At 59.8% G+C, this 22467-nt stretch carries 16 protein-coding genes and 1 other RNA gene; 8 read left to right on the top strand and 9 right to left on the bottom strand.

Translation table 11 applies throughout. From position 1 onward, the window contains the following. The first annotated feature begins 8 nt into the window (after positions 1–8). The 3 genes from BN1124_RS11805 to BN1124_RS11795 all read left to right on the top strand — a co-directional run bounded on the left by BN1124_RS11805 (position 9) and on the right by BN1124_RS11795 (position 10834). Positions 9–1520 carry a hypothetical protein gene (locus BN1124_RS11805; RefSeq protein WP_048822953.1) on the top strand — a complete coding sequence of 504 codons (1512 nt, stop codon included), beginning with the start codon at positions 9–11 and terminating at the stop codon, positions 1518–1520. Between the two features lie 441 nt (positions 1521–1961). Beyond that, positions 1962–10568, top strand: coding sequence for an LPD38 domain-containing protein (locus tag BN1124_RS21690; RefSeq protein WP_052445586.1), 8607 nt, complete (start codon positions 1962–1964; stop codon positions 10566–10568). Positions 10569–10630: 62 nt separating this feature from the next. Then, entirely contained in the window at positions 10631–10834 is a 204-nt protein-coding gene (locus tag BN1124_RS11795; RefSeq protein ID WP_042642108.1) for a hypothetical protein, read from the top strand. Positions 10835–11324: 490 nt separating this feature from the next. On the opposite strand, the gene ssrA is transcribed toward BN1124_RS11795, so the two are convergent. Together ssrA and smpB are read right to left on the bottom strand one after the other, a co-directional pair. Continuing rightward, positions 11325–11684: a transfer-messenger RNA gene (gene ssrA / locus BN1124_RS20910) on the bottom strand. Between the two features lie 122 nt (positions 11685–11806). Then, entirely contained in the window at positions 11807–12295 is a 489-nt protein-coding gene (smpB, locus tag BN1124_RS11790) for an SsrA-binding protein SmpB (RefSeq protein WP_042642107.1), read from the bottom strand. 248 nt (positions 12296–12543) lie between these two features. Between smpB and BN1124_RS11785 the strand changes: the two genes are divergently transcribed. Continuing rightward, positions 12544–12978 carry an SRPBCC family protein gene (locus BN1124_RS11785; protein ID WP_042642105.1) on the top strand — a complete coding sequence of 145 codons (435 nt, stop codon included), beginning with the start codon at positions 12544–12546 and terminating at the stop codon, positions 12976–12978. Next, positions 12971–13330 (top strand): RnfH family protein, encoded by a 360-nt coding sequence (locus BN1124_RS11780; RefSeq protein WP_042642103.1) that lies wholly within the window; start codon positions 12971–12973, stop codon positions 13328–13330. The genes BN1124_RS11785 and BN1124_RS11780 overlap by 8 nt, the downstream gene beginning before the upstream one ends. 105 nt (positions 13331–13435) lie before the next feature. On the opposite strand, the gene BN1124_RS11775 is transcribed toward BN1124_RS11780, so the two are convergent. The 3 genes from BN1124_RS11775 to yiaY all read right to left on the bottom strand — a co-directional run bounded on the left by BN1124_RS11775 (position 13436) and on the right by yiaY (position 15769). Then, the gene (locus BN1124_RS11775; RefSeq protein WP_042642102.1) at positions 13436–14071 is read right to left on the bottom strand and encodes an NAD(P)H-binding protein; all 636 of its coding nucleotides are present in this window, start codon (positions 14069–14071) and stop codon (positions 13436–13438) included. Between the two features lie 73 nt (positions 14072–14144). After that, positions 14145–14483: an outer membrane protein assembly factor BamE gene (locus tag BN1124_RS11770; protein WP_005325779.1), complete on the bottom strand. Its 339-nt coding sequence runs from the start codon at positions 14481–14483 to the stop codon at positions 14145–14147. A 134-nt stretch (positions 14484–14617) separates the two neighbouring features. Continuing rightward, positions 14618–15769, bottom strand: coding sequence for an L-threonine dehydrogenase (gene yiaY, locus BN1124_RS11765; RefSeq protein ID WP_042642097.1), 1152 nt, complete (start codon positions 15767–15769; stop codon positions 14618–14620). A 393-nt stretch (positions 15770–16162) separates the two neighbouring features. On the opposite strand from yiaY, the gene udp reads away from it, so the two are divergent. Then, a complete protein-coding gene (gene udp, locus BN1124_RS11760; protein WP_042642095.1) occupies positions 16163–16918 on the top strand; it encodes a uridine phosphorylase in 756 nt (251 codons plus the stop codon). Between the two features lie 292 nt (positions 16919–17210). Here udp and BN1124_RS11755 read toward each other — a convergent pair whose 3' ends face one another. Beyond that, on the bottom strand, positions 17211–17909 hold the full coding sequence (locus BN1124_RS11755; protein WP_042642094.1) for an RluA family pseudouridine synthase: 699 nt from the start codon (positions 17907–17909) through the stop codon (positions 17211–17213). 228 nt (positions 17910–18137) lie between these two features. Here BN1124_RS11755 and rihA point away from each other — a divergent pair, with 228 nt between their 5' ends. Next, a complete protein-coding gene (rihA, locus tag BN1124_RS11750) occupies positions 18138–19073 on the top strand; it encodes a pyrimidine-specific ribonucleoside hydrolase RihA (RefSeq protein WP_042642092.1) in 936 nt (311 codons plus the stop codon). 33 nt (positions 19074–19106) lie between these two features. Then, a complete protein-coding gene (locus BN1124_RS11745; RefSeq protein WP_042642091.1) occupies positions 19107–19580 on the top strand; it encodes a hypothetical protein in 474 nt (157 codons plus the stop codon). Between the two features lie 109 nt (positions 19581–19689). On the opposite strand, the gene BN1124_RS11740 is transcribed toward BN1124_RS11745, so the two are convergent. The 3 genes from BN1124_RS11740 to BN1124_RS11730 form a co-directional block, all read right to left on the bottom strand. Further along, positions 19690–19986, bottom strand: a complete 297-nt coding sequence (locus tag BN1124_RS11740; RefSeq protein WP_042642089.1) for a winged helix-turn-helix domain-containing protein — start codon at positions 19984–19986, stop codon at positions 19690–19692. Continuing rightward, positions 19983–20513 (bottom strand): DUF1523 family protein, encoded by a 531-nt coding sequence (locus BN1124_RS11735; RefSeq protein ID WP_042642087.1) that lies wholly within the window; start codon positions 20511–20513, stop codon positions 19983–19985. Before BN1124_RS11735 ends, BN1124_RS11740 begins: the two co-directional genes overlap by 4 nt. Before the next feature lie 183 nt (positions 20514–20696). Beyond that, the gene (locus tag BN1124_RS11730) at positions 20697–22319 is read right to left on the bottom strand and encodes a methyl-accepting chemotaxis protein (RefSeq protein WP_042642085.1); all 1623 of its coding nucleotides are present in this window, start codon (positions 22317–22319) and stop codon (positions 20697–20699) included. Positions 22320–22467 lie beyond the last annotated feature (148 nt).

Below are 22467 nucleotides of genomic sequence, written 5' to 3'. Positions count from 1 at the left end.
GAGGAGTGATGGGAGTTTCAGGATTGGCCGAGGGGTTCCTCGCCGGGTTTGGCACCATGAACCACTATCAGCGCGGCCAGAAGGCCGACGAGCGTGCGGAGAAAGAGCAGGGGCTGCGGGATGCGATGTGGCAGAACAATCTGGACCGTCAACGGCAGTCTGATGAACGGTATGCCGATGAGACGACCTATGCCCGGCAGCGAGACAACAAGCAAGACGAGCGCGAGGCGCGGCGTGATGATCTCAATGAGGAGCAAGTGCGCTCATCCATTGCCAGCACCAAGGCGGCAAACGCCCGGGCGGCGCGCGCCGATTCTCGGGCAGAGGTCGAATACCAGTGGCTCAAAGACCGACGGGAGAAAGAGGCCTATCAGCAGGAACACCTGCCGGTGATCCAGCAGGGGTGGATGGATATCGAGGCCGGCAAGGATCCGGGGGATGTCTTTCGAAAGGTGGTGAGCGACCCGAAAGCTGCGCAGTACAGCCCGGAGCGCTATATGGAGAGCGAGTTTACTGGCGCCGGCAAGACTTTTGTGAATTACACGAAGGGCCTGATGAGTGATGCCGAAAGCGGCAAACTGGACTGGAATAGTGAGGAAGGCGTAAACCGCATCAATAACTCAGAGTTTCTCAAGGCTGCCGGTACCCTCTACCAGGAGGAGATCAAGACCGGTATTGGCGATGTGGATCCTGCCACCGGCAAGACCATCAAGAACAAAGAGCTGGGCCGCATCATGGTGACACCTGATGGGGCAGGCGTGGTGCTGGGGTTAAAGGTCACCTATGACGACGGCTCTACCGCCGATCGCCCGGTGACGGATAACCGCACAGCCAGGGGCGATGATAAACCCAAGGTGATCCCCATTTCTGATTTCGTCGGCACTGGTTACAAGCGTGCGGCGCTCTCCCATGACTTGGTGGCCAAGGCCAATAACATCCGGACCAGCCTGGGATTGACGCCCGGGGCTGATGTGAAGGGCTACCGCCAGGCTGTTGTGAAGCTGCAGGCCGACACCGATAAGGCTATCGGTCAGATCCGCCGTGACACCATGTTGAGCCAGGAAGAGAGAGAGACAGCTATCGCAGCAGAGCGAGATGCTGCCCAGCAGCAGGCACAGGGACTGCGTGATGTATTCGGTCTGGAGGCCCAGGCCCAGGTACCGGCCACAGCGGCCGGTGCTGGGTCTGAACCTGCCCCCTCAGGGCTGACGCAATGGGTAGGCAATGATGCCCTTCGCCGAGAGTTTGTGCAGGAGGCGGGAGCAAATGGGAAGTCGATTACCGAGCATGCGGACCCGGCCATGCTAGACCAGATTTACAGTCGCTGGGTTCAGCTGCGGCGGGATGGGCAGACGGCCAATGCCATGCGCGGGGAACCCACTCCAGCGGCGGTTGCCCAGCAGGATCCCAGAGCTGCCGAGAAGGCAGCACTCAACGCACTCGCGGATCCCTTTAATACGACCCCACACCTCAACAAGGCCCCCGATGGCCTGGCTGCCTATCAGGCGATGGTCAAATAAGGCCAAGATTACCGATCTTTGCTGATTGGGAGTAAGCGTGAACGAGTGTCATTTACCGCATCGACAAATCTTTCGAACTGCTCCCAATCATTGAAGGTTGCCCTGTGACCTGCCCAAGCATCGCCTTCTGGGCCTATACGAATTTCTGGTATGCCATGGTTATCCAAGACCTCAACTTGGCATGAAGAGCAATCGACACTCTTATTGTTATCTAGTGATACAGTCTCATCGAAAAAGAATAATGCGCCCATATTGAAACCTCAGATACAAAGGGCTCTCATCATCTCCCAGGCATGTTTTAGTTTCTACCCTTGCTTGGATAATTATCCAGCGTTAGCATCTCCCCATCATCGGTCAGTGTGCCTGTTGCCCTGACCGCCATCTCCAAGCCCTGACTGGTTCGCCGGTCGGGGCTTTTCTTTTTCCATTCTCGAGGACGCCATGGATAAGACCGCAACCACGCTGCCGACGGCGCAGCAAAGTGATACCCGCATGGATGAATTCTGGAACAGCCTAGATGCCGGTTTGGCTACCCCCGCCCCGGCGTCGCGCAATCTGGATGTTGGCCTCAGTGACGTTGCGCGTGCTGTCGGTGCTGGCGGACTCGAGCTCGTGGGCGGCATCGGTGAGCTGGCGCGCCAGGCTGGCAACTATGGCCGGCAGAATGGCGACAAGGACCAGGGGGACTACCTGGAGAATGCCCGCGCAAACCTGGCCAAGAAGTTGGCGCCGACGCTGGATGTGGTGGCCGGTGCTGGGGAGCTGGCTCAATCTGGAGCGGACAGCCTCAAAGAGGGGATGAGTGTCGATGCGCGAGAGGCGATGACTCGCAGCCTTGTCAGTGAGTCACCCGCGGGCGCTATCACTCTGGGGGATGGTGCTGGGGATATTGATGTCTGGGCGATGAAAATGGCGCAAGGGGTGGGGTCGCTTCTCCCTACGCTGGCGAGTGGTGGGATCACCGGGCTGGCTGCCAAGGCGACGATCGGTCGGATGGTGACCACCACCATGATCAAGCGGGGGGCCGCGCAAGAGGTGGCGGAAGCTGTTGCGGCCAAGACGGTATCTCGGTTGGCCACTGGCGCAGCGACGACCACGGGGGTCACCGGTTCGGTTGGCGCAGCGGGCGTGAATGCCAGGGATTCTGTGCTGGGTATGAGCTTTGATGAGTTGCGAAACAGCACGACTTTCCGGGATACCTTCTTACGCATCGATGCCGATCAGCAGACCGCACATCTCTCTGATAGCGAGAAGCTGCAACTGGCCCGCGAAGAAACTGCCAATGTTGCGAGCCAGGCCACCATGGGGGATGCCAAGACTTGGGGAGCGGCTGCCGTGGGTACCCTGATGGGCGACACCATGCTGTTCAAGATGCTGGCCGGTAAAGGCGCCGGTGGTGGCGTGCTCAAGGGAATGGGGAAAGGGGCTGCTGGCGAGGGGATCAGTGAAGCGCTCGAAGAGGGGACCCAACAGTACAGCGTGAACGAAGCACTCAATGAGGTCGCAGGAGCCAACATCGACCCCATGAAAGGGGTTGTTTCCTCTGCCATTGAGGGCGGCCTTATCGGCATGGGGGTTGGTGGCGCCACGGGTGGCGCCAGCGGCCTACGCGGCGAGCGTGGCGAAGTGGAGACCGAAGACCACCCGGCTCGAGACGCTGAGCCTACTGCACCGGAGCCCGCGCCAGATGAGCAAGTTGAGCCGCAGGTTACTCCCGAGCCCGAAGTACCTACAGCAACAGACCGATCCCCGCTAGGCCCAAGCGCCGGCCAGTATGACGAGCTGCGCGACGTGCCAGCTTATCTACGCCAGGATGATACGGCCGATCGCTTCAAGGGGCTTGCCCAGGATAGCGAGGTACAGCGCGCTCTGGCCGGCGAGTTTGGCTTTTCGGTGCAGGAGCTGGTGTCAGCCCAAATGCAGGGGGGCAACCTGGGAAAAAGCCTCTATGAGCGAGTTCAAGCTGGGGAACTGGGAAAGGATCCCTTTGCCGGTGGCAAGGGTGCCTTACAGGTGGCAATGGAGGGGCAGCGTCCGGCTCTGCCGCTCAAGGATGTGATTTTTGCTGGTGACGCGAATGCCAAGCCCAAAGGGAAGGAAGTGGCCGCACCGGGGGATCACGATGACCACCAGGCTGGCCCCGGCCCTCAGTTTCGTGGCAGTAAGCGCACCCGGTGGCAAAGCGGGCAGGAGGGGGACTTATTGCCTGCAGATCGTGGTCAGATGCAAAATGCTGATGCGCTGCCCGGCGCTACCATCGAGGGAGAGGGGCGCGAGATTGGCACCGAGCTTCCGTATCGAGATGTGATCTATGGTGGCGATCAGCGTCAGCCGGATGCTGCACCCATGAGGGGTAGTGTGTCGGTTGGTGTGGAGACTGACCCCACCATCGGTCCGCTCAAGAGCCTGCGTGTTACCCGGAAGGGCAAGCCATTCGCCAGTGAGAAGGAAGCCCGGTTAGCTAGTCGCAAGGGGATTGAGACGCCGGTCCAACTCAATGGTGGTGGGTTTGGTGTTGCCGAAATAACCGAGGTTGAACGGGCCAAAGCGGGGCAGTCCAACAACCGTCAGCCCCAGCAACTCACACCTGCAGTCGATACTGGCTATCGCGATGCCATCCCTTCCAGTGAACAACCCGAGGTGACCCATGACCAGCCTGCCCGGATACCTGCAAGTAGCAGTGAAGGACAAGGTGATCAGCCTGGCGCAGGCAATCAAGCTGCAGCTGACGCTAAGCCTTCCACTACCGAGCTCGCCAGCCGAGCTGGAGCAAGAGATCGGGGAGATCGGGGAGATCTCGCTTCTCCTGTACCTGCATCAACTGGACAGCAACAAGATGACAAGACACTGACAACCCCGGCTCCTGCCGGGGTTGTTGTTTCTGAGCCGGTCGCACAGGTGGAGGCCGCCAGGGCAGAGGTAAACACTGAGCCAACCCAGGCCCAGAAGGAGGCAGGTAACTACAAGAAGGGGCACCTCAAGTTACACGGCTTCGACATTGCTCTGGAAAACCCCAAAGGATCCACCCGCTCCGGTACTGCGCCTGATGGCAAAGCTTGGCAATCGACCATGGCCCATGACTACGGCTACATCAAACGTACCGAAGGGGCTGATGGTGATCACGTTGACGTCTATATCGGGGACCAGCCGGAGAGTGAGCAGGTCTATGTGGTGGACCAGGTAGACCCCAAGACGGGCAAGTTTGACGAGCACAAGGTGATGCTGGGGTTTGCTGACGAGGCCGCAGCTCGGGCAGGCTATCTGGCCAATTACGAGCCGGGGTGGAAGGGACTGGGGGCCATCAAGGCTATACCAGTGAAGGCGTTCAAGCGCTGGTTGAAAGAAGGGGATACCACACAGTCGATCAGCCGTGCAAAGCACGCCGCACAAGAATCGATTACTGACTTCGGCGAGAAGATTGGCGGGGCTCGCAAGGATGTCTGGGCCAGTTACCGGGACAGCATCCAGGGCAATACGGTCGATGAGATAAAGGAGCTGCCGCTTTCCAAGGCCTGGCCGACGCCAGATTACCAGAAGCTGCTCGACAGCGGCATCCAGCCGTGGTTCGTGGCCTACGCCCGCGCGGCCCGTGACAGCATCCCGACCAAGCCGCAGACCGGTTGGAAGCAGAATCGTTGGGCCGAAGCCGTCAAGGCGATGCGCGACACCGCGCTGGGGCTACTGGAAGGCGGCAGCGCCAGCGAGCAGCTGCGCCAGCAGATCGCCAAGTCGGGCCTGCATCTGGCGGAAGATATTAGCAACCGCGCCGCCCTGTACGAGGCAGTGGGTCATCAACGCAGTCTGGCCGACCTCAAGCTGCGGGGTGGTGAGTACAGTCTGTATAACGGGGTGAAGTACGACCCGCCCAAGCAGATGTGGACCCTCGAACGCGGGACCAAGTCTAGCACCCTGGGCAACTGGCCACGTATCATCGCCACCGGTGATACCAAGCAGGAGGCCATTGCCGCCTTCAAGGCTCGCTATGAGGAGCTGACCGCTGAGGCAAGTAAGCCCAAGGTGGTGACGTTTGACATCTACAGTCGGGACGATGGCAAGGGCTGGTTTGTTGGCAAGAAGTTGGGGCGTAACTATCTCGATCTCACGCCAGCGTTCAAAGATGTGAAGGAGGCCCGTGCCTACCGGGCCGAGCATCAGGACGAGCTGATCGTCAAGTTGGAGCAGCACAAGGCCATCCCCCGCGAGCGCCGCGACCTCAATCAGCCCCGAGTGGGCGAGGACATGCGCGCCGGGCAGGATGTCACCCCGGAGCAGTTTGCCAGCAGCTTCGGCTTCCGTGGGGTTGAATTCGGCAACTGGGTGGAGCAGGGACGCCGCCAGCGCAACCTCAATGATGCCTTCGACGCACTTATGGACATGGCCGCTATTCTGGGAATCCCGCCCAAGGCGATCTCTCTCAACGGAGAGTTGGGGCTAGCCTTCGGGGCGCGTGGTAGTGGCGGGGTATCGCCCGCTGCCGCCCACTACGAACCGGGCAAGATGGTGATCAACCTCACCAAGATGAACGGCGCCGGCTCACTTGGCCACGAGTGGTGGCACGCGCTGGACAACTACTTCTCCCGACTGCGCGGAAAGGTTGGCGACAACATGACTGAGGCGCTGGACGTGGATCTAGCGGCCCGTGGCAGCAACTTCGCCCACAAGGGAGAGGTACGCAAGGAGATGGTGGTGGCGTTTGGTGCGGTCATGCGTGCCATCAAGCAGACCGCACTCAGGGCGCGATCCAGCAAGCTCGATAGCAAGCGCACCAAGCAATATTGGACCACCAATACCGAGATGAGTGCGCGGGCGTTCGAGAGCTATCTCATCAGCAAGCTGCAGGATCAGGGGGCCAGCAACGACTATCTGGCCAATATCGTCGATGAGGTGACCTGGGAGGTATCCGCCCAGTTGGGTTGGGAACTGGATAACAGCTATCCCTATCCGACCGCCGGTGAGGTGCCGGGTATTCGAGCAGGTTTCGACCACCTCTTCAACACCCTCGAGACAAAGCAGGAGGGCGATCGCGTCATCCTCTTCTCGAAGCAGGCTATGGCCCAGGGTGACAAGCCAGCCAAGCACCTGACCCGGAAAGAAGCCGAGCTGGTCACCAAAATGTGGTTCAAGCAGTACCGGGGGGCGAGCGGTATCAATGTGCAGATCCACGCAACCCAAGCTGAATTGGAACAAGCGCTGGGATTGGATGCCAAAGATGGGTTGATCCGGCGCGCCGCGTTTGACGACGATGCGGGCACCCTGCATGTGGCCGCAGATACCATCGCCAACCCCAAGCGAATGCGCGAGATACTGCGTCATGAGGTGCTGGCCCACTACGGCCTGGCCAATGTGCTGGGCGATGGGGAATATACCAAGCTCATGAGCCGCCTCATCCAGTCCCAGAAAGACTCCAGCATGAAGGCGGTGTGGGACTGGGTGAACACCCATTACGCCGATGAGGACGTTGGTACCCAAGCAGAGGAGGTGGTGGCCCATCTGGCCGAGCTGGAGCAGGGTGCTTGGGGCCGCGGTTGGGATCGAGTGGTTGCGTGGGTTACCCGGGCGCTGCGCGCCGTTGGCTTTGTGCCGGATGGCATTACTGCGGCTGAGACTCGCTCCCTGATCGAGGGGCTGGGTAAGAAGCTGCAGCAAGCAGGTGCAGAGGTTGGAGCCTCAGAAGGGGAGCGCTTGTGGTTCAGCGCCGAGCGCTCTCCCTGGCGTAAGGGGTTCCCAGAGGTGATCTTGCATGGCCGCCTCGCTGATGCAACCAGCCACCCTGATTACGAGGCTGCCAAGGGGGGCGATGATGCTGCCGCTCGGCGACTGGTCCATGACGTGCTTTCTCCCGATGCTATCAAGCAACTCAAAGGACTGATCGGCGATCATTCGGCCATTGCCCTCGGAGTGCATGCCGAGGAAGCTGTGAGCCGCAACGCTATCCCCAGTGCGATGGCAGATACCTTGGGCAAGGTACTGGGCATCGAGGTAGATTTGGATATCATGCAGTCCGCTAAGGTCGGGCGCACGGCGCAGGACGGGTTTGGTCGGTTGGCAAACCAACCCGGCTTTGCTGGCCCAGTTCGAAAAGACAAACCCTATCTCATCATGGATGACACCCTGACTCAGGGAGGCACACTTGCCAATCTAAAGGGATACATAGAGAACCGAGGTGGGGAGGTACTGGCTGCAACAGCGTTGACCGGTAAGCAATATTCCGCCAAAATTGCGATTGATAGCTCAACCCTTGAGCAATTACGAGATCAGTATGACGGCACAGGCCTTGAAGCGTGGTGGCAAAACCGATTCGGCTACGACTTCGACTCCCTCACCGAGTCTGAAGGCCGATACCTCCTTCGTGCCAAGGATGCTGACAAAGTCCGAGATCGAGTCACTGCGGCAGGACCGCAAGCGCCGTCACGAAGTGAACATGAAAGCGCTCGAGACGATGGATCTCTCCCGCCTGATGGTCTGAAATTTAGCCAGACCAATGCAGCTACCGATGAGGCGCTGCAAAAGCTCAATCTGGGCCCTAAGCCCGACATCATCGACAAGACCAAAACCAACCTGAACAAGCTACGCCAGGTAGACCGCGGCGTGGTCAGTTCATGGGTTGATCGCGTCATCAAGAAGGCCAACACTGAGGTGCTAGACGCCCTGGCTCCCATCAAATATGCGGAAGAGGCCGCTGGCATTACCGAGGCGGCCGACTCCGGATATGTGGGCGCACGTATGGCCACTGGCGCAGCCTCCACCATGCAAGCGACGATGCTCTACGGCCTGCCAGAGTGGAAAGACGGTGTGATCCAGCGAAAGGCTGGTACTGGTGAAAAAGATGCCCTGTTGGGCATTTTTTCTGACCTCGGAAAAGACCTGCATAACTGGCTGGGCTGGATGGCCGGGCACCGGGCTGAAATCCTGATGGGGCAGGGGCGCGAGAACTTGCTGAGTGAGCAGGATATTGCTGCGCTTAAGGGGCTTGGCAACGGGAAGGAGGCCAAGTTCATGGAGGCAAAAGAGCGCTGGAACAGGCTCAACACAGCCACCCTGGATCTGGCGCAGGAGGCCGGCTTGTTCACCGCCGAGGCGCGGGCCGAGTTCGAAAGCGAATGGTACATTCCATTCTTCCGTGAGTCGGATGATGGTGACGTGATTGCACCTTTCAAGCCAAAGGGTATCGCCAACCAGAACGCCGGGATTAAGAAGCTCAAGGGCGGGGAGGCCAATACCAACGACCTGCTCGAGAATATCTTCACCTCAACTTCCAAACTGATTGATGCCTCCATGAAGAACATGGCGGCACAAAAGACCATCTGGAACCTGGCCGACACAGGCATCATCGAGGTCATTCCCAAGCCGAACAAGATGGACTATCAGGCGCTTGCTAATGGCAAGGACCGGATAATGCTCAAGCTGGAAGGAGAGGACTATATGATCCGGATTGAGGATCCCGACCTCTATCGCGCCATGACCTTCTTCGATCGCAAGCCTTTCGGCGCCATGGTCACTGTGGCCGCCAAGGCCAAGCGTTTACTGACCGCCGGGGTCACTGCTTCACCTGAGTTTATGCTTCGCAATTTCTTGCGCGATTCCCTCTCCAGCTGGGCGATAAGCAAGGACGGCTTCAAGCCGGTAATTGGCTCAATCAAAGGGGTGAAGAAGACCCTGGCAATGGAAGGCAGCACCATCGACGTGATGTTCAGTGGCGCCAGCTTCCTGGGTGGGTATGTCAACGGCAACGACCCGACGGCCATGGCCGACACTGTGCGCAAGTCACTGCGCCGCAAGGGGATGACGCCGGAACAAATCGCGAATTATGAGAAATCCATCATCCGCAATGCGGCACACGCCAAAGGCGTTATAGCTGACGTGTGGGAGAAATACAGCCGCTTTGGCGAAGCATTTGAGAATGGTAACCGTGAGGCGGTCTATGACGCCGCCATCAAGTCGGGTAAGAGCCATGCACAGGCTGCTTTTGAATCGAAGGATTTGATGGACTTCTCCATGCTGGGGGCCGCCCGAGCTATCCAAGGTGCTGCCATGGTGCTGCCATTCTTCAATGCCAGGATCCAGGGGCTGGGTAAGTTGACCCGTGAGCTGCGCGATAATCCGCGCGAAATTGCCAAACGGGCTGGGATGATCACCGCCATGTCACTCGGGCTGTTGGCCATCAACTGGGACGATGAACGCTATGAGGAACTGCCAGATTGGGACAAGGACAGCAACTGGCATTTCTTCGTTGGTGATCAGCATTGGCGTATCCCCAAGCCGTTCGAGATCGGGGTGATGTTCGGCACCATCCCTGAGCGTATGATGCGTGCCTTGGGCGATAAGGACACTGGCGCCCAGTTTGGCAAGGCCGTAGCCAGGGCGATCGGGGAAACCTTCGCTCTGAACCCGACGCCACAGATCGTCAAGCCTGTGGTGGAGGCTGTTTTTAACTACGACAGCTTCCGTGGCGGCCCCATCGACAGCCCGCAGGATCTGGCCGTGCGTGCTGAGGCTCGCTACAACGAGCAGACTAGCCTGCTGATGCGCGAGCTGGGAGAGCTTTCAGGGTTGTCACCTAAGCAACTGGAACACCTGCTGATCGGGTATACCGGCACTATGGGAAGCTATGTGATGGCTGCAGCTGACGGTCTGATCCGAGCCGCCAGGCCAGGAGAGTCAGCGGCCTGGCGTGCTGACGAAATCCCTCTAGTGAAGGCTGTGTATCGCGGCACCGGGCCGGCCAAGTCCACTCAGCACATGGAAGAGTTTTACCAGATGCTGAGCGAGGTGAATCAACTCAAGCGTACAGTGGACCAGTATCGTAGCGAGGGACTGACAGATAAGGCCAGTGAGTTGCTGGAAGAGCAGGGCGGGATCCTCAAGTCACGTCGCAACCTGAGTCGTACCCAGCAGCAGATTAGGGTGGTGCGCAACAGGATAGAGCTGATCCAGCGTGATAAAACCATGGGGGCTGAGCAAAAGCGCCAGCGCATTGATGAGTTGCTGACCCGTCGTAATGACCTTGTGTACCAGGTAGTCAATACCAACCAGCGAAACTGGGAATAGCGGCCCTGCCATGGCCATATTGATGGGAGTAAACTGAGGCCTTTACCTGTGGGGACTCAACCATGTGGCTGCTGCTTGCGATCGGAAGCATGGTGCTGGCGTTGAAAGCGTCCAGTGTCAGTTTCACATTGGCACTTATACCGTTCGCGATAGGGATCTGGTGTTTCAGTAAGTCTAACCGGGAGAGCCTGGAGACTTTCATGGCCTTCGCTTTCATCATTGTGCTGATTGGTTTTGCTGTGAATGTTCTCATTAGTATCTGGTGAAATTTGGCTCACAGTTTTGAAAGAGACATTGTTCATGAAGGGGCTTAGGCCCCTTTTTTAATATCCAATGCGGTCCAAAAATGATAGATTCATTGCATTACTGTATGCCCATACAGTATTTCACAGCCGAGAGGTTGAGAGAGAACGGGAGACATTGGATGGAATCATCACTGACCGAACTAGAAGAGCTTATCGAGACATTGGATTTGACGCCCCAGGAGGAAGATAGAATCGCGCGCATTCTACAAAAACTACGCGATGAAGCTGCTGCGTCGTAAAGATGTGGAAGGATTCGGATTGGCCCGCTACTGAGCGGGCTTTTCTATGTCTTGGAGGGGAGAAAAGAAAAAAGCCTGCATTTCTGCAGGCTTTCTACATCTTGGATCACCGGTGGATCATTTTGGTTCCTGTTTCAGGCCAGCCTCTGTCGCGATGATTTCGCTAAGTTGCTGTTTTAACTCGTGTTGTCCTGTCGGTGTCCTAGTTAAATTGGTGGAGCTGGGGGGATTTGAACCCCCGTCCAAAATTACTACATCCTCGGTACTACATGCTTAGTCACTCTTTACATTCGCCAACCCGCTGCGGAGAGACACGCCACGAATTGACTAGCTCGATTGGTTTTAATGCTTCCGCCCCGAGCAGGACTTCCACACGATCCTGTGAAGGATGACCTTCCGTTTCCCTAGGACACAGGCAAGCTAGGGGAGAAGGGCTCAGCGCAGGTTATTAAGCTGCGAGTGCGTAGTTTTCGTCGTTTGCGACTATTTTTTTGCGGTTTATTAACGAGGCCTACCGCACCTCGGCATGCACCTTGGGTTTCGTGAATCTTGTCGAATCCAGAATCAGCCCCAAGTTGTCAAAGCCGATTGTACGCAAAAATCCTGTCATGGCAAGGCGTTGATGGCAATCGACCGGCTGGTGCCGGTCGATTGCTGGTTTATTGGGCGCCACTCATCGGCTGGTGGCACGGCATCAACCGCGGTTCTTGTTCTTCATGATGCGGGATTTCTCCCGATCCCATTCGCGGGCCTTGGTGTCTTCCCTCTTGTCGTGTTCTTTCTTGCCCTTCACCAGGCCGATCTCGACCTTGACCCAGCACTCTTTCCAGTAGAGCGCCAGCGGCACTATGGTGTAGCCCTGACGTGCCACCAGGCTCTCGAGCTTGTCGATTTCACGGCGGCTCAGCAGCAGTTTGCGGGTACGAGTCGGGTCGCAGACCACGTGGCTGGAGGCGGCGTTCAGCGGCAGGAAGGTGGAGCCAAACAGGAAGGCTTCACCCTGCATGAAGATGACATAGGCTTCGCTGATGTTGGCTTTGCCCGCCCGCAGGGATTTCACTTCCCACCCTTGCAGGGACAGACCGGCTTCCACGCGCTCTTCGATGAAGTACTCGTGGCGGGCGGCTCTGTTGAGTGCAATGGTGCTGGACCCGGCTTTGTTTTTACTGTTCTTTTTGCTCATGACGGGGGCCTTCGGCAATGTTGATGAAGGCGCATTATACGTGGGTGGCGGCGGCTGTAAAACGCGCAACCGCTCGAGTGGTGGCTTTGTGAGCGATCCTGGGGGGATTTCGGCAGACGAGGTGTGTATGCGTGAACAACGCAGGCGAAAAAGTGAGCGATTGGTCGGGTGATGGCTTTCTGAACCGTTTCGGCGGTGATTTTGGCTGACAAGGTGGTAAAATCGGGCCGATTGGAAGAGGAAAGCCCATGCCCCGTATTACTCGCAGTGCCCTGGTGATGTTCAGCGCCGAACAGATGTTCCGGCTGGTCAACGACGTTCACGCCTATCCCGAATTCTTGCCCGGTTGCGTCGGCAGCCGTGTCCACGAGACGGGAGAAGACTACATGATGGCCTCGGTGGACGTGGCCAAGGCAGGCATCGCCAAGACCTTCACCACCCGCAACCAGCTCGACACCAACCGCACCATCAAGATGGAGCTGGTGGAAGGCCCCTTCAAGACGCTGGCGGGCTGGTGGACCTTCACGCCGCTGGATGTGGATGCCTGCAAGGTGGAGTTTGACCTCGATTTCGAATTTACCTCCAAGCTGATCGAGCTGGCCTTTGGCCAGATCTTCCGCGACCTGGTGGGCTCCATGGTGCTCGCCTTCTCCAACCGCGCCAAGGTGGTATACGGTGTCTGATCTGCTCAATATCGAAGTCGCCTATGCCCTGCCGGAGCGGCAGACCGTGCTGCGCATCCGGGTTGCCCCCGGCACCAGCGTGCTGGCCGCCATCGAGCAGTCCGGCATAGTGCAGAAGCACCCGGAGATCGATCTCGCGGTCAACAAGTTCGGCATCTACAGCCGACCGGTGAAGGGCGCCGAGCCGGTGCAGGAGGGGGATCGCATCGAGATCTACCGGCCGCTGATCGCCGATCCGAAAGAGATGCGCAAGAAGCGGGCCGAGAAGGCCAAGGAAGAGGGGCGCGCCGACGTGGTCACCGGTGGCCGGCCCGATGTGCACCGCAAGCGGGGCGATGCCGAGTCGACCTGACACAGGTTGCGGCGTTGGTATAAACAAGAGGCGCCGTGGCGCCTCTTGTTATTGGATGCTGTTTTTCATCCATGAAATGGGGTGATCCGCTGTCAAATCGAGGGATCACAGCATGAGCAGCCGCTCGTTTTCCACCGTCTCGATGCCTTTATCCTGTTCGGCGAGCACTTTCATGGCGTGGGCTACCTGGCTCGCCTCGATGGCGCGCCAGCGCCTGAATCGTCCCTGCAGCAGCGGCCTGACCAATGGATAGATCGCCTGAGTCAGCCGCTCCGAGGTGCGCGGCGGCTGGCGGTTGCCGAGCAGCATGGCGGGGCGCAGGATGGCGAGTCGCTGCCACTCCTGGGCCAGCAGGGCCTGCTCCACTTCCCCCTTGGTGCGCAGATAGAGGGCAGAGGCGCGGGCATTGGCGCCGAGGCTGGAGATGACCAGCAGGCGACGGCAACCGTGGCGACGGGCGAGGGCGGCGAAGGCCAGCACATAGTCGTGATCCACCCGGCGAAACGCGGCATCGGAGCCGGCGTCCTTGCGGGTGGTGCCGAGGCAACAGAAGGCAAGATCGACGGGGGCGGGCAGGGCGACCTCGTCCAGTTGGTCGAAGTCCACCAGCAGCCAGTGGCGGTTCGGGGCGGGCTCGCCCGGTTTGCGGCAGAGCAGGGTCAGCTCATGGTCGGTACCGAGCTGGCGGACGAGTTCCCGCCCGATCAGGCCGGTGGCGCCGGCTATCAATATCTGGCTCACTGTCATCTCCTCGGGGATGGACTCAGTTATCAGCCTATAAAACAAAACCGGCCTTGGCCGGTTTTGTTGGGTATCAGAGCGGGGTCGTGAAGGCCGCAGGGAGCGGGAAGTCTCCCGTGGCGGTGGCCAGTCGGTCACCCACGAAGTTCAGGGTCAGCTCCTTGCGTTCCTTGTCACCGCGCCCCGGCTGGAATTCATAGAGATAGTACCAGGTGTTGGGATCGAAGCCGTCCCGCAGCATGGGGGAACCCAGCACGAATTCGACCTGCTCGCGGGTCATGCCCTGGCGCAGCTTGTCGACCTGTTTTTGTTCCACATAGTTGCCCTGGGGAATATCGATGCGATAGACCAGGCTGCAACCGGACAGAGTGAGGGCGGTCAGGGCCGCGGCAATCAGGTGTTTCATCCGCATATCGGGTTCAGATCATCCATACAGTCTTTTTAGCTCGGCAAATCATACCCACTCCCCGTGCGGAAGTAAAAAGCCATTGATCCTCCAGCCAATAAAAAGGGCCGCGTGGCGGCCCCTGGCAAACAGGCGAAGGGTTACATGGCGGCGCGGAAGATGGCGACTATCTCGGCGTGGCTCGCCTGCTTGGGGTTGGTGAAGCCGCAGGCATCTTTCAGGGCGTTGCTGGCCAGCAGATCGAAGTCATCGCTCCTGACGCCAAGCTGCTCCAGACCGGCCGGGATCTTCACGTCCAGCGCAAGCTGCTTGATGGCGTCGATCGCGGCGGCGGCACCCTGCTCGTCGCTCATGGCGCTCACATCCACTCCCATGTGATGGGCCACATCCTTGAGACGAGCGGCGCTCACCTGAGCGTTGTAGGCCTGCACGTGGGGCAGCAGCACGGCATTGCAGACGCCGTGGGGCAGGTCGTAGAAGCCGCCGAGCTGGTGCGCCATGGCGTGCACGTAACCGAGGCTGGCGTTGTTGAACGCCATGCCCGCCAGGAACTGGGCATAGGCCATCTGCTCGCGGGCGTGCAGATCATCGCCCTGGTTGACCGCGGTGCGCAGGTGCTTGGCAATCAGCTGAATGGCCATGATGGCGCTGGCGTCGGTGACCGGGGTGGCGGCGATGGAAACATAGGCCTCGATGGCGTGAGTCAGGGCGTCCATGCCGGTGGCCGCGGTGAGGCCGACGGGCTTGGCCAGCATCAGCTCGGGATCGTTGACCGACATCAGGGGGGTGACGTGCTTGTCGACGATGGCCATCTTCACCTGGCGGGCCTCATCGGTGATGATGCAAAAACGCGTCATCTCGGAGGCGGTACCGGCGGTGGTGTTGATGGCGATGAGCGGCAACTGCGGCTTGGCGGAGCGATCCACCCCTTCGTAATCCGCGATGCTGCCGCCGTTGGTGGCCAGCAGGGCGATGCCCTTGGCGCAGTCGTGGGGGGAGCCGCCGCCGAGCGAAATCACGCAATCGCAGCCGTTGGCCTTGAGCATGGTGAGGCCTGCCTCGACGTTGGTCATGGTGGGGTTGGGTTTGGTCTCGTCGAACACTGCGCTCTCGATGCCATGCTCCGCCAGCAGCTTGGCGACCTTGGCCACTACGCCTATTTGATTGAGGACGCGGTCGGTGACGATCAGCGCCTTGCGAAAGCCATGGCCCTTGATATCGGCTGCCGCCTCTTGCAGACAGCCCGCTCCCATCAGGTTGACCGCGGGAATGTAGAATTTGAATGTCGCCATGATGGACTCCGTATGATTAGCCATTAAGTGGTATACGGGCGCCAACATAACAGCAGATGAGGCGATGAGAAGGGGTCAATAGCATCTGATTTACAACTTTGTGGACTCGATCGTGCTCTTGTTCGGGGAGAGCAGAGAGGGCTTGACAAGGGGCGCAAATGTTCGAACGGGTGAAAAACGTTTTTCAAGAAATTCATCAAGTTAGCAAACGTTTTGCGTAGAATTTGTGACTGTCAATGCGTGGAAGTGTGAGGAGCTTCAAGGAATTGGAAAGCGCTTTCGACCATAGTTGGCCCCTCCCCGAATGAGGGGAGAGCAGGCTTGAAAGTACCATAAAGAATCATCTTAATTTGCCCCCTGACCATGCTGGTGGGGAGCAACCAGGAGTCCACTATGTCTGATGTTTTCCACTTGGGTTTGAAGAAAGCTGATCTGCAAGGCGCCACCTTGGCGATCGTCCCCGGTGACCCCGAGCGTGTAAAGCGCATCGCAGAGCTGTTGGATAACCCGGTGCACCTGGCCAGCCATCGTGAATTCACTACCTGGCGCGGCGAGATGGACGGCAAGGCCGTGATCATCTGCTCTACCGGTATCGGTGGCCCGTCCACCTCCATCGCGGTAGAAGAGCTGGCCCAGCTGGGCATCCGCACCTTCCTGCGCATCGGCACCACAGGCGCCATCCAGCCGCACCTGAACGTGGGCGACGTGATCGTCACTACCGGCTCCGTGCGCCTCGACGGTGCCAGCCTGCACTTCGCACCGATGGAATTCCCGGCTGTTGCCGACTTCGACTGCACCACGGCGCTGGTCAACACTGCCAAAGAGATGGGCTCCAAGCTGCACATCGGTGTGACTGCCTCTTCCGATACCTTCTACCCGGGTCAGGAGCGTTACGACACCGTATCTGGCCGCGTAGTGAGCCGTTTCCAGGGTTCCATGAAAGAGTGGCAAGCCATGGGCGTGCTGAACTATGAGATGGAATCTGCCACCCTGCTGACCATGTGCTCCAGCCAGGGCCTGCGTGCCGGTATGGTGGCTGGCGTTATCGTCAACCGTACCCAGCAGGAAATCCCGAACGCCGAAACCATGGCGAGAACCGAATCTGATGCCATCAAGATCGTGCTGGGCGCCGCCCGCAAGCTGATCTGATAGCTACACCGAGTGGGGGGTGGGGGCCGTTGCGAAAGCACGGCCCCTATCTTTATCTGCCGCTTATCAAGATAACCATCGTTCGTCCCGTCTTTAGCTTTCCCGCCATCATTTATTCCACCGTATTAAAGCAAACTGGCATATCTCGCCGTCAGGGGCTCATCGCTCACCGTGTGGGTTAAGTCTGTTTTCAGTTCCCTGCCGTTATTTCTTCTACCCCATTAGCACGGCTTGATGGGGACCGCTGCCACGGGCCGCATTTGCTTTCCCCACTCTTATTTCTGCTAACCCATTAAAACGGACTGGCACATCTTGCCGCCATCGGCTCACCGCTCACCGGGTGGATGAAGTCGAGCTCGCTCGCGTGCAGCATCAGCCTTGGGGTGTGCGCCGTGCCCGGCAGCACCAGGCCGCCATAGAGATCGCAGCCGAGGATGGGGTGCCCCAGCTGCTGGCAGTGGATGCGCAGCTGGTGGGTGCGGCCGGTCTCGGGCACGAGCCGCACCCGGGTCAGTGCCAGCGGCTCATCCTGCTCCTGTTGGCGGGTGAAGCGCTCTTGCACCCGATAGCGGGAGCGGGCGGACTTGCCGCTTTGGGGGCAGATCTTCATCAGCGGAAACAGCGCCGGATCCTTGGCGATGGGGGCATCGATCAGTCCCTCGTCCTCGGACAGATGGCCGCAGAGCAGGGCGCTGTAAGCCTTGGCCACGGCGCGCTGGCTGAACTGGTGGCAGAGCTGGGCGTTGATGGCCTTGTTCCTGGCCACCACCATGAGGCCCGAGGTGCCAAAGTCGAGGCGATGCACCAGGGTGCAACCGGGGAAATCCTGCACCAGCCGATAGTGCACCGAGTCGAGGTTCTGCGGGTTCTTGCCCGAGAGGCTGAGCAGGCCGCTCGGCTTGTCGATGATCAGCAGGTGTTCATCCTCATGGAGGATCCCGATGCTGGCGTGGCAAGGAGGGGCGATAAAGGTGTCGACGATGGCAGACATAGGGCGCACGGGCTGGAAAGGGGGGGGGCGATCATACTCGAACCGGCTGCGCGGGGCGACTCGGCTGTTGGTGCCGTTCGATGGGATAAGCGGGGATAATTCCTTCAACAGATTGATAATTCAGTGATTTAAAAGTGGGAAGGGCGCCGTTTTGTGACCCCTTCCAGAGTTCATCCGGAGCTTGCTTGTTAAGGTGTGGCTCCCTGTCATGTTGTAAGGAGTCTATCCATGGCGTTGCCCGTTATGCTTGATTGTGATCCCGGCCACGATGATGCCATCGCCCTCATACTGGCGCTGGCGAGCCCCGAACTCAAGGTGCTGGCGGTCACCACCAGTGCCGGCAACCAGACGCCGGACAAGACCCTCAACAATGCCCTGCGCATCCTGACCCTGCTTGGCCGTGACGACATTCCGGTGGCGATGGGGGCACCGAAACCCTTGGCCCGCGAGCTTATCATCGCCGACAACGTCCACGGCGAGTCAGGTCTCGATGGCCCCATCTTGCCGGAGCCCGCCTTTGCTCCGCAGACCATGACGGGCCTCGAATTGATGGCCAGATCCCTGCGCGAGAGCCCTGTGCCGGTCACCCTGGTGCCGACCGGCCCGCTCACCAATATCGCCCTGCTGCTGGCGGCGCACCCCGAGCTCAAGGAGAAGATTGCCCGCATCGTGCTGATGGGCGGCGCCGCGGGGGCGGGCAACTGGACCCCGGCGGCGGAATTCAATATTTATGTGGACCCGGAAGCGGCCGATATGGTGTTCAAGTCCGGCATCCCCATCACCATGTGCGGGCTGGATGTGACCCATGAGGCCCAGGTGATGGACGAGGATATCGAGCGGGTACGCGCCATTGCCAATCCGGTGGCCCAGTGCGTGGCTGGCTTGCTCGACTTCTTCATGATCTACCATAGGGATCCCAAGTGGGGATTTGCTGGTGCACCGCTGCATGACCCCTGTACCATTGCCTGGTTGCTGGCTCCAACCCTGTTTCACGGGGTCGAGTGCCGGGTCGATATCGAGACCAGCGGCGCGCATACCACCGGCATGACGGTGGTGGATCGCTATGGCCTGACCGGCAAACCGGCCAATGCCCTGGTGCTGCTGGGGCTGGATCGTGCGGGCTTCATCGACCTGCTGGTCGAGCGACTGCGGGCTTTTGGCTGACCGCCATTGCATTATTGAGAGAAGGGACGGGAAATGTACAAATCGTCGCTGGCACTGCTGGCCTGCGTACAACTGGCGGGGTGTGCCACGCCATTCGAGTCGATGTGGCAGGGGCTGGCGACCTGTGATCTGGACCAGCTCCATCTCGACAGCGAGACCGGTGAGCCGTCCCATCCGCTGCTCAAGACCTTCACCCCCGACAAGGTGACGGACGGCTTCGCCTGGTACAAGACCCACCAGGAGTTGCACGGCCTGCCCATCACCGGATTTCTCATCCCGGCCTCGACCTTCGAGGTGCACGCCCTCTTTGTCGATACCCCCATCGCCAACGCGCGCCGGCTGACCCACAACGCCTATGGCAGCGAGTTCAGCGATGAGCGCAAGCACGATCTGGGGGAAGCCCCCCTGCTGCTGCGGGATCCCAACAACCCCAAACGCACCATCATCGACTGCACCAGGGGGGAGTCGGCGGAGCCGCTGCCGGAGGAGCCGTTCCCGGAGGAATAGACTCTGGGGGCGAGCATCACAACGAGCAGAGAACAGAGAGGGGAGCCATGGCTCCCCTCTCTGTTCTCTGCTCCCCCGGTCGCCGATGCGACGGGGGGCTATTCATCATTCAGGGATAATCCAGAATTTGCTTGATGACGGCCAGGTTGGCGGCAATCCAGACGGGATTGATGGGTCCCCAGTCGCCGATGCGGTAGTGACCCTGCAGGTGGCGCGCTCCCTCGGTCTGCTCGAAGGCGCAGAGGATGTCGAGCTCCGCCAGGGCCGCCAGGGTGTCCTGGGCGGTGCGTCGTGGCATGCCGGTCGCCGCCATGATGGCGGGGATGGTGTCGGTGCCCTGGCTGATCAGGTGGGCCACATAGAGCCGACGATAGAAGCTGGTGCGAGTCTTGCTCGGCTCGCTCATATCTCATCCTCGAGCCGGTCGAAGTAGCGCCAGGTCGCGATGGTGGCCTTGCCCATCACCAGGGCCCAGATGCCGAACCAGAACCAGCGGAAGAAGCTCCAGGTGGAGGCATCGGGCTGGGTGGTCTCTATCTTGGTGACGTTCGGGAACAGGGAGAACATGTTCACGCGCCAGCCGTAGGAGGTGATGATGGCCAGGCGCTTCTCGAACTCCATGGACTTGGCCTTGGCCTGTACGTCGGCGGCGTTGAACTTGAAGTAGAAGGGCCAGCCCCAGAGGGTGTCCTCGTTGCGGAACACCCGGATCTTCTCGCCGGGGCGCTCGGTGTAGATGTAATAGACATCCACTGTGGGGCCGTCGGCCGGGTTCTTCTGGCTGATGGGGCCGTCCTTGTCGGTGCGCTTCACCTCGACCCCGGTGATGGTGGCGATGGTGTGTTCCGGCAGGTAGTAGTCGAGCCAGAGCGCGGAGAGCAGGGCAATGAGCCCCAGACAGATAAAGGCGGGTTTCTTGAACTTGAGGCTCATGGTGTTCTCTAGGTGAGGGGGAATGACGTGCCTCTACCATACCCATATTTAAGCATGGAGCCCAGCCCCTAATGGCACCTTAAAATCAAAAGTGTCGTTTAAAACAGGCTGGGTCCAGGGGGCAGCGAGACTCGGGCCCCTGTGTGGGGCCCAAGCGTCACCATGGAGGGACAGGAGGGACAACTACAGCTGGAACTGGGACAGCTGTTTGCGTTGCTGCTCGGCGAGCTGTGACAGTTCGTGACTGGCGGCGGCACTCTGGCTGATGCCCGCCACGTTCTGGTTCACTATCTCGTGGATGTTGGTGATGTTGCGGCTGATGTCGGCGGTGACGCAGGATTGCTCCTCGGCGGCGGTGGCCACCTGGGCATTGGCGCCGTTGATCTGGTTGACCGCCTCTGTGATGCCGCCGAGCAGCGCCTGCACCTCGGCAGAGAGCTGCTGGTTGTGGCTCAGGATCTCGAGGGTCTCCTGCACGCCGCTGTTGGCCGACAGGGACTGGCTCTGCAACTGCTCTATGATGACCTGGATCTCCTTGGTGGAGTCCTTGGTGCGGGCCGCCAGCAGGCGTACCTCGTCGGCCACCACCGCGAAGCCACGGCCGGTTTCGCCGGCGCGGGCGGCCTCGATGGCGGCGTTCAGAGCCAGCAGGTTGGTCTGCTCCGAGATGCCCTGAATGACCTCGATCACCTTGCCAATCTGTTCGGACTGGGACTTGAGCCGCGCCACCACGGCGGCGGCACTCTCCAGGCTCCCCGCCATCCGGCTGTTGGCCTGGATGCTCTTGGCAAACAGCGCCAGACCCTGCTCGACTCTGTGGTTGGCGTCCCGCGCCAGCTCGTCGGCCAGGGCGGCGTTGTGGTTGACGTTATCGGCGGTGCTGGCCAGCTCGGTGACGGCGGAGGCGACCTGCTCGGTCTCGCTGCGCTGCTGCTGGGCATTGGCCTCGGACTGGGTCATGACGGCGGCGAGTTCGGTGGCGGCGGAGGCCACGTTGCCGCTGATGCCGGTGAGGGTGTGGATGGTGCTGCCGAGCTGGGTCAGGGTCTGGTTGATGTCTTTGGCGAGCTGGCTCAGCTCGTTATTGCCCTCGGCCCTGGCCCGCACGTTGAACCGGCCCTGGGCGACGGCGCGCATCACCTCCTGCAACTGGCCGATGGGGCGCACTATCTGGCCGGACAACCACCAACCGCCGAGCAGCGCCGCGAGCAGGGTGCCCCCCATCAGCAGCAGGGTCCGCAGCAGGGTGGCGTGGTAGTGGGCCTCCTCCTCGGCGATGTCGGCCAGGATCAGCTGATTGACGTGAGCCGACATGTTGTCAATCTCCTTGATCAGCTGCTCCCCCAGATCGCGAAAGCGCAGCCGGGATTGCTCGTAGGCGGCGCTGTCGCCGTTACCCTGATATTGCCGGGCCAGCAGCGGCAGCATGTTGTTGCGGGTGTGGCTGAGGTAGGCCTGCAGGGCGCTCGCCACCTGGCGATTGTCCTGCTCGGCCCCGGTGATCACAAGCCGGGCCAGGATGGCGTCTATCTCCTGCTCGGCGGCATCGAGTGCGCTCGGCAACTGGGCGAAGCGCTGCTGATCGTAGAGGCCATAGATGGCGTTGGTGCGCAGCCGGTAGGTTGCGTGGATCAGGGCGGCGATGTCGTCCTTGTGGCGGGTGACGCTGGCGGTGGTCCGATTCATGTCTCCAATGGCGCCGTCTATCTCCTGCTTGCTGATCCCGGCCATGAGGATCATCAGCAGGCTGGCAAGCAGTAGGGGGATGAGTACTTGAAGACGGATAGACAGGGTATTCAACGACATGGAAGATCCTAACCCAAAAGAGGAGTGAGGCGGCATCTTACACAGGCGCGTCAAGGGCTGTCACAAGGTTTTTATGGTTGAAACCGGGCCAGGCGAAAAGGTTTTTTCTTGTGTTAAAAGAGTGTGATAGGCAAGATCACAGGGTTAT

The organism is Aeromonas eucrenophila (assembly GCF_000819865.1).
Taxonomy (GTDB): domain Bacteria; phylum Pseudomonadota; class Gammaproteobacteria; order Enterobacterales; family Aeromonadaceae; genus Aeromonas; species Aeromonas eucrenophila.
This window is presented reverse-complemented; position numbering and strand designations above follow the sequence as displayed.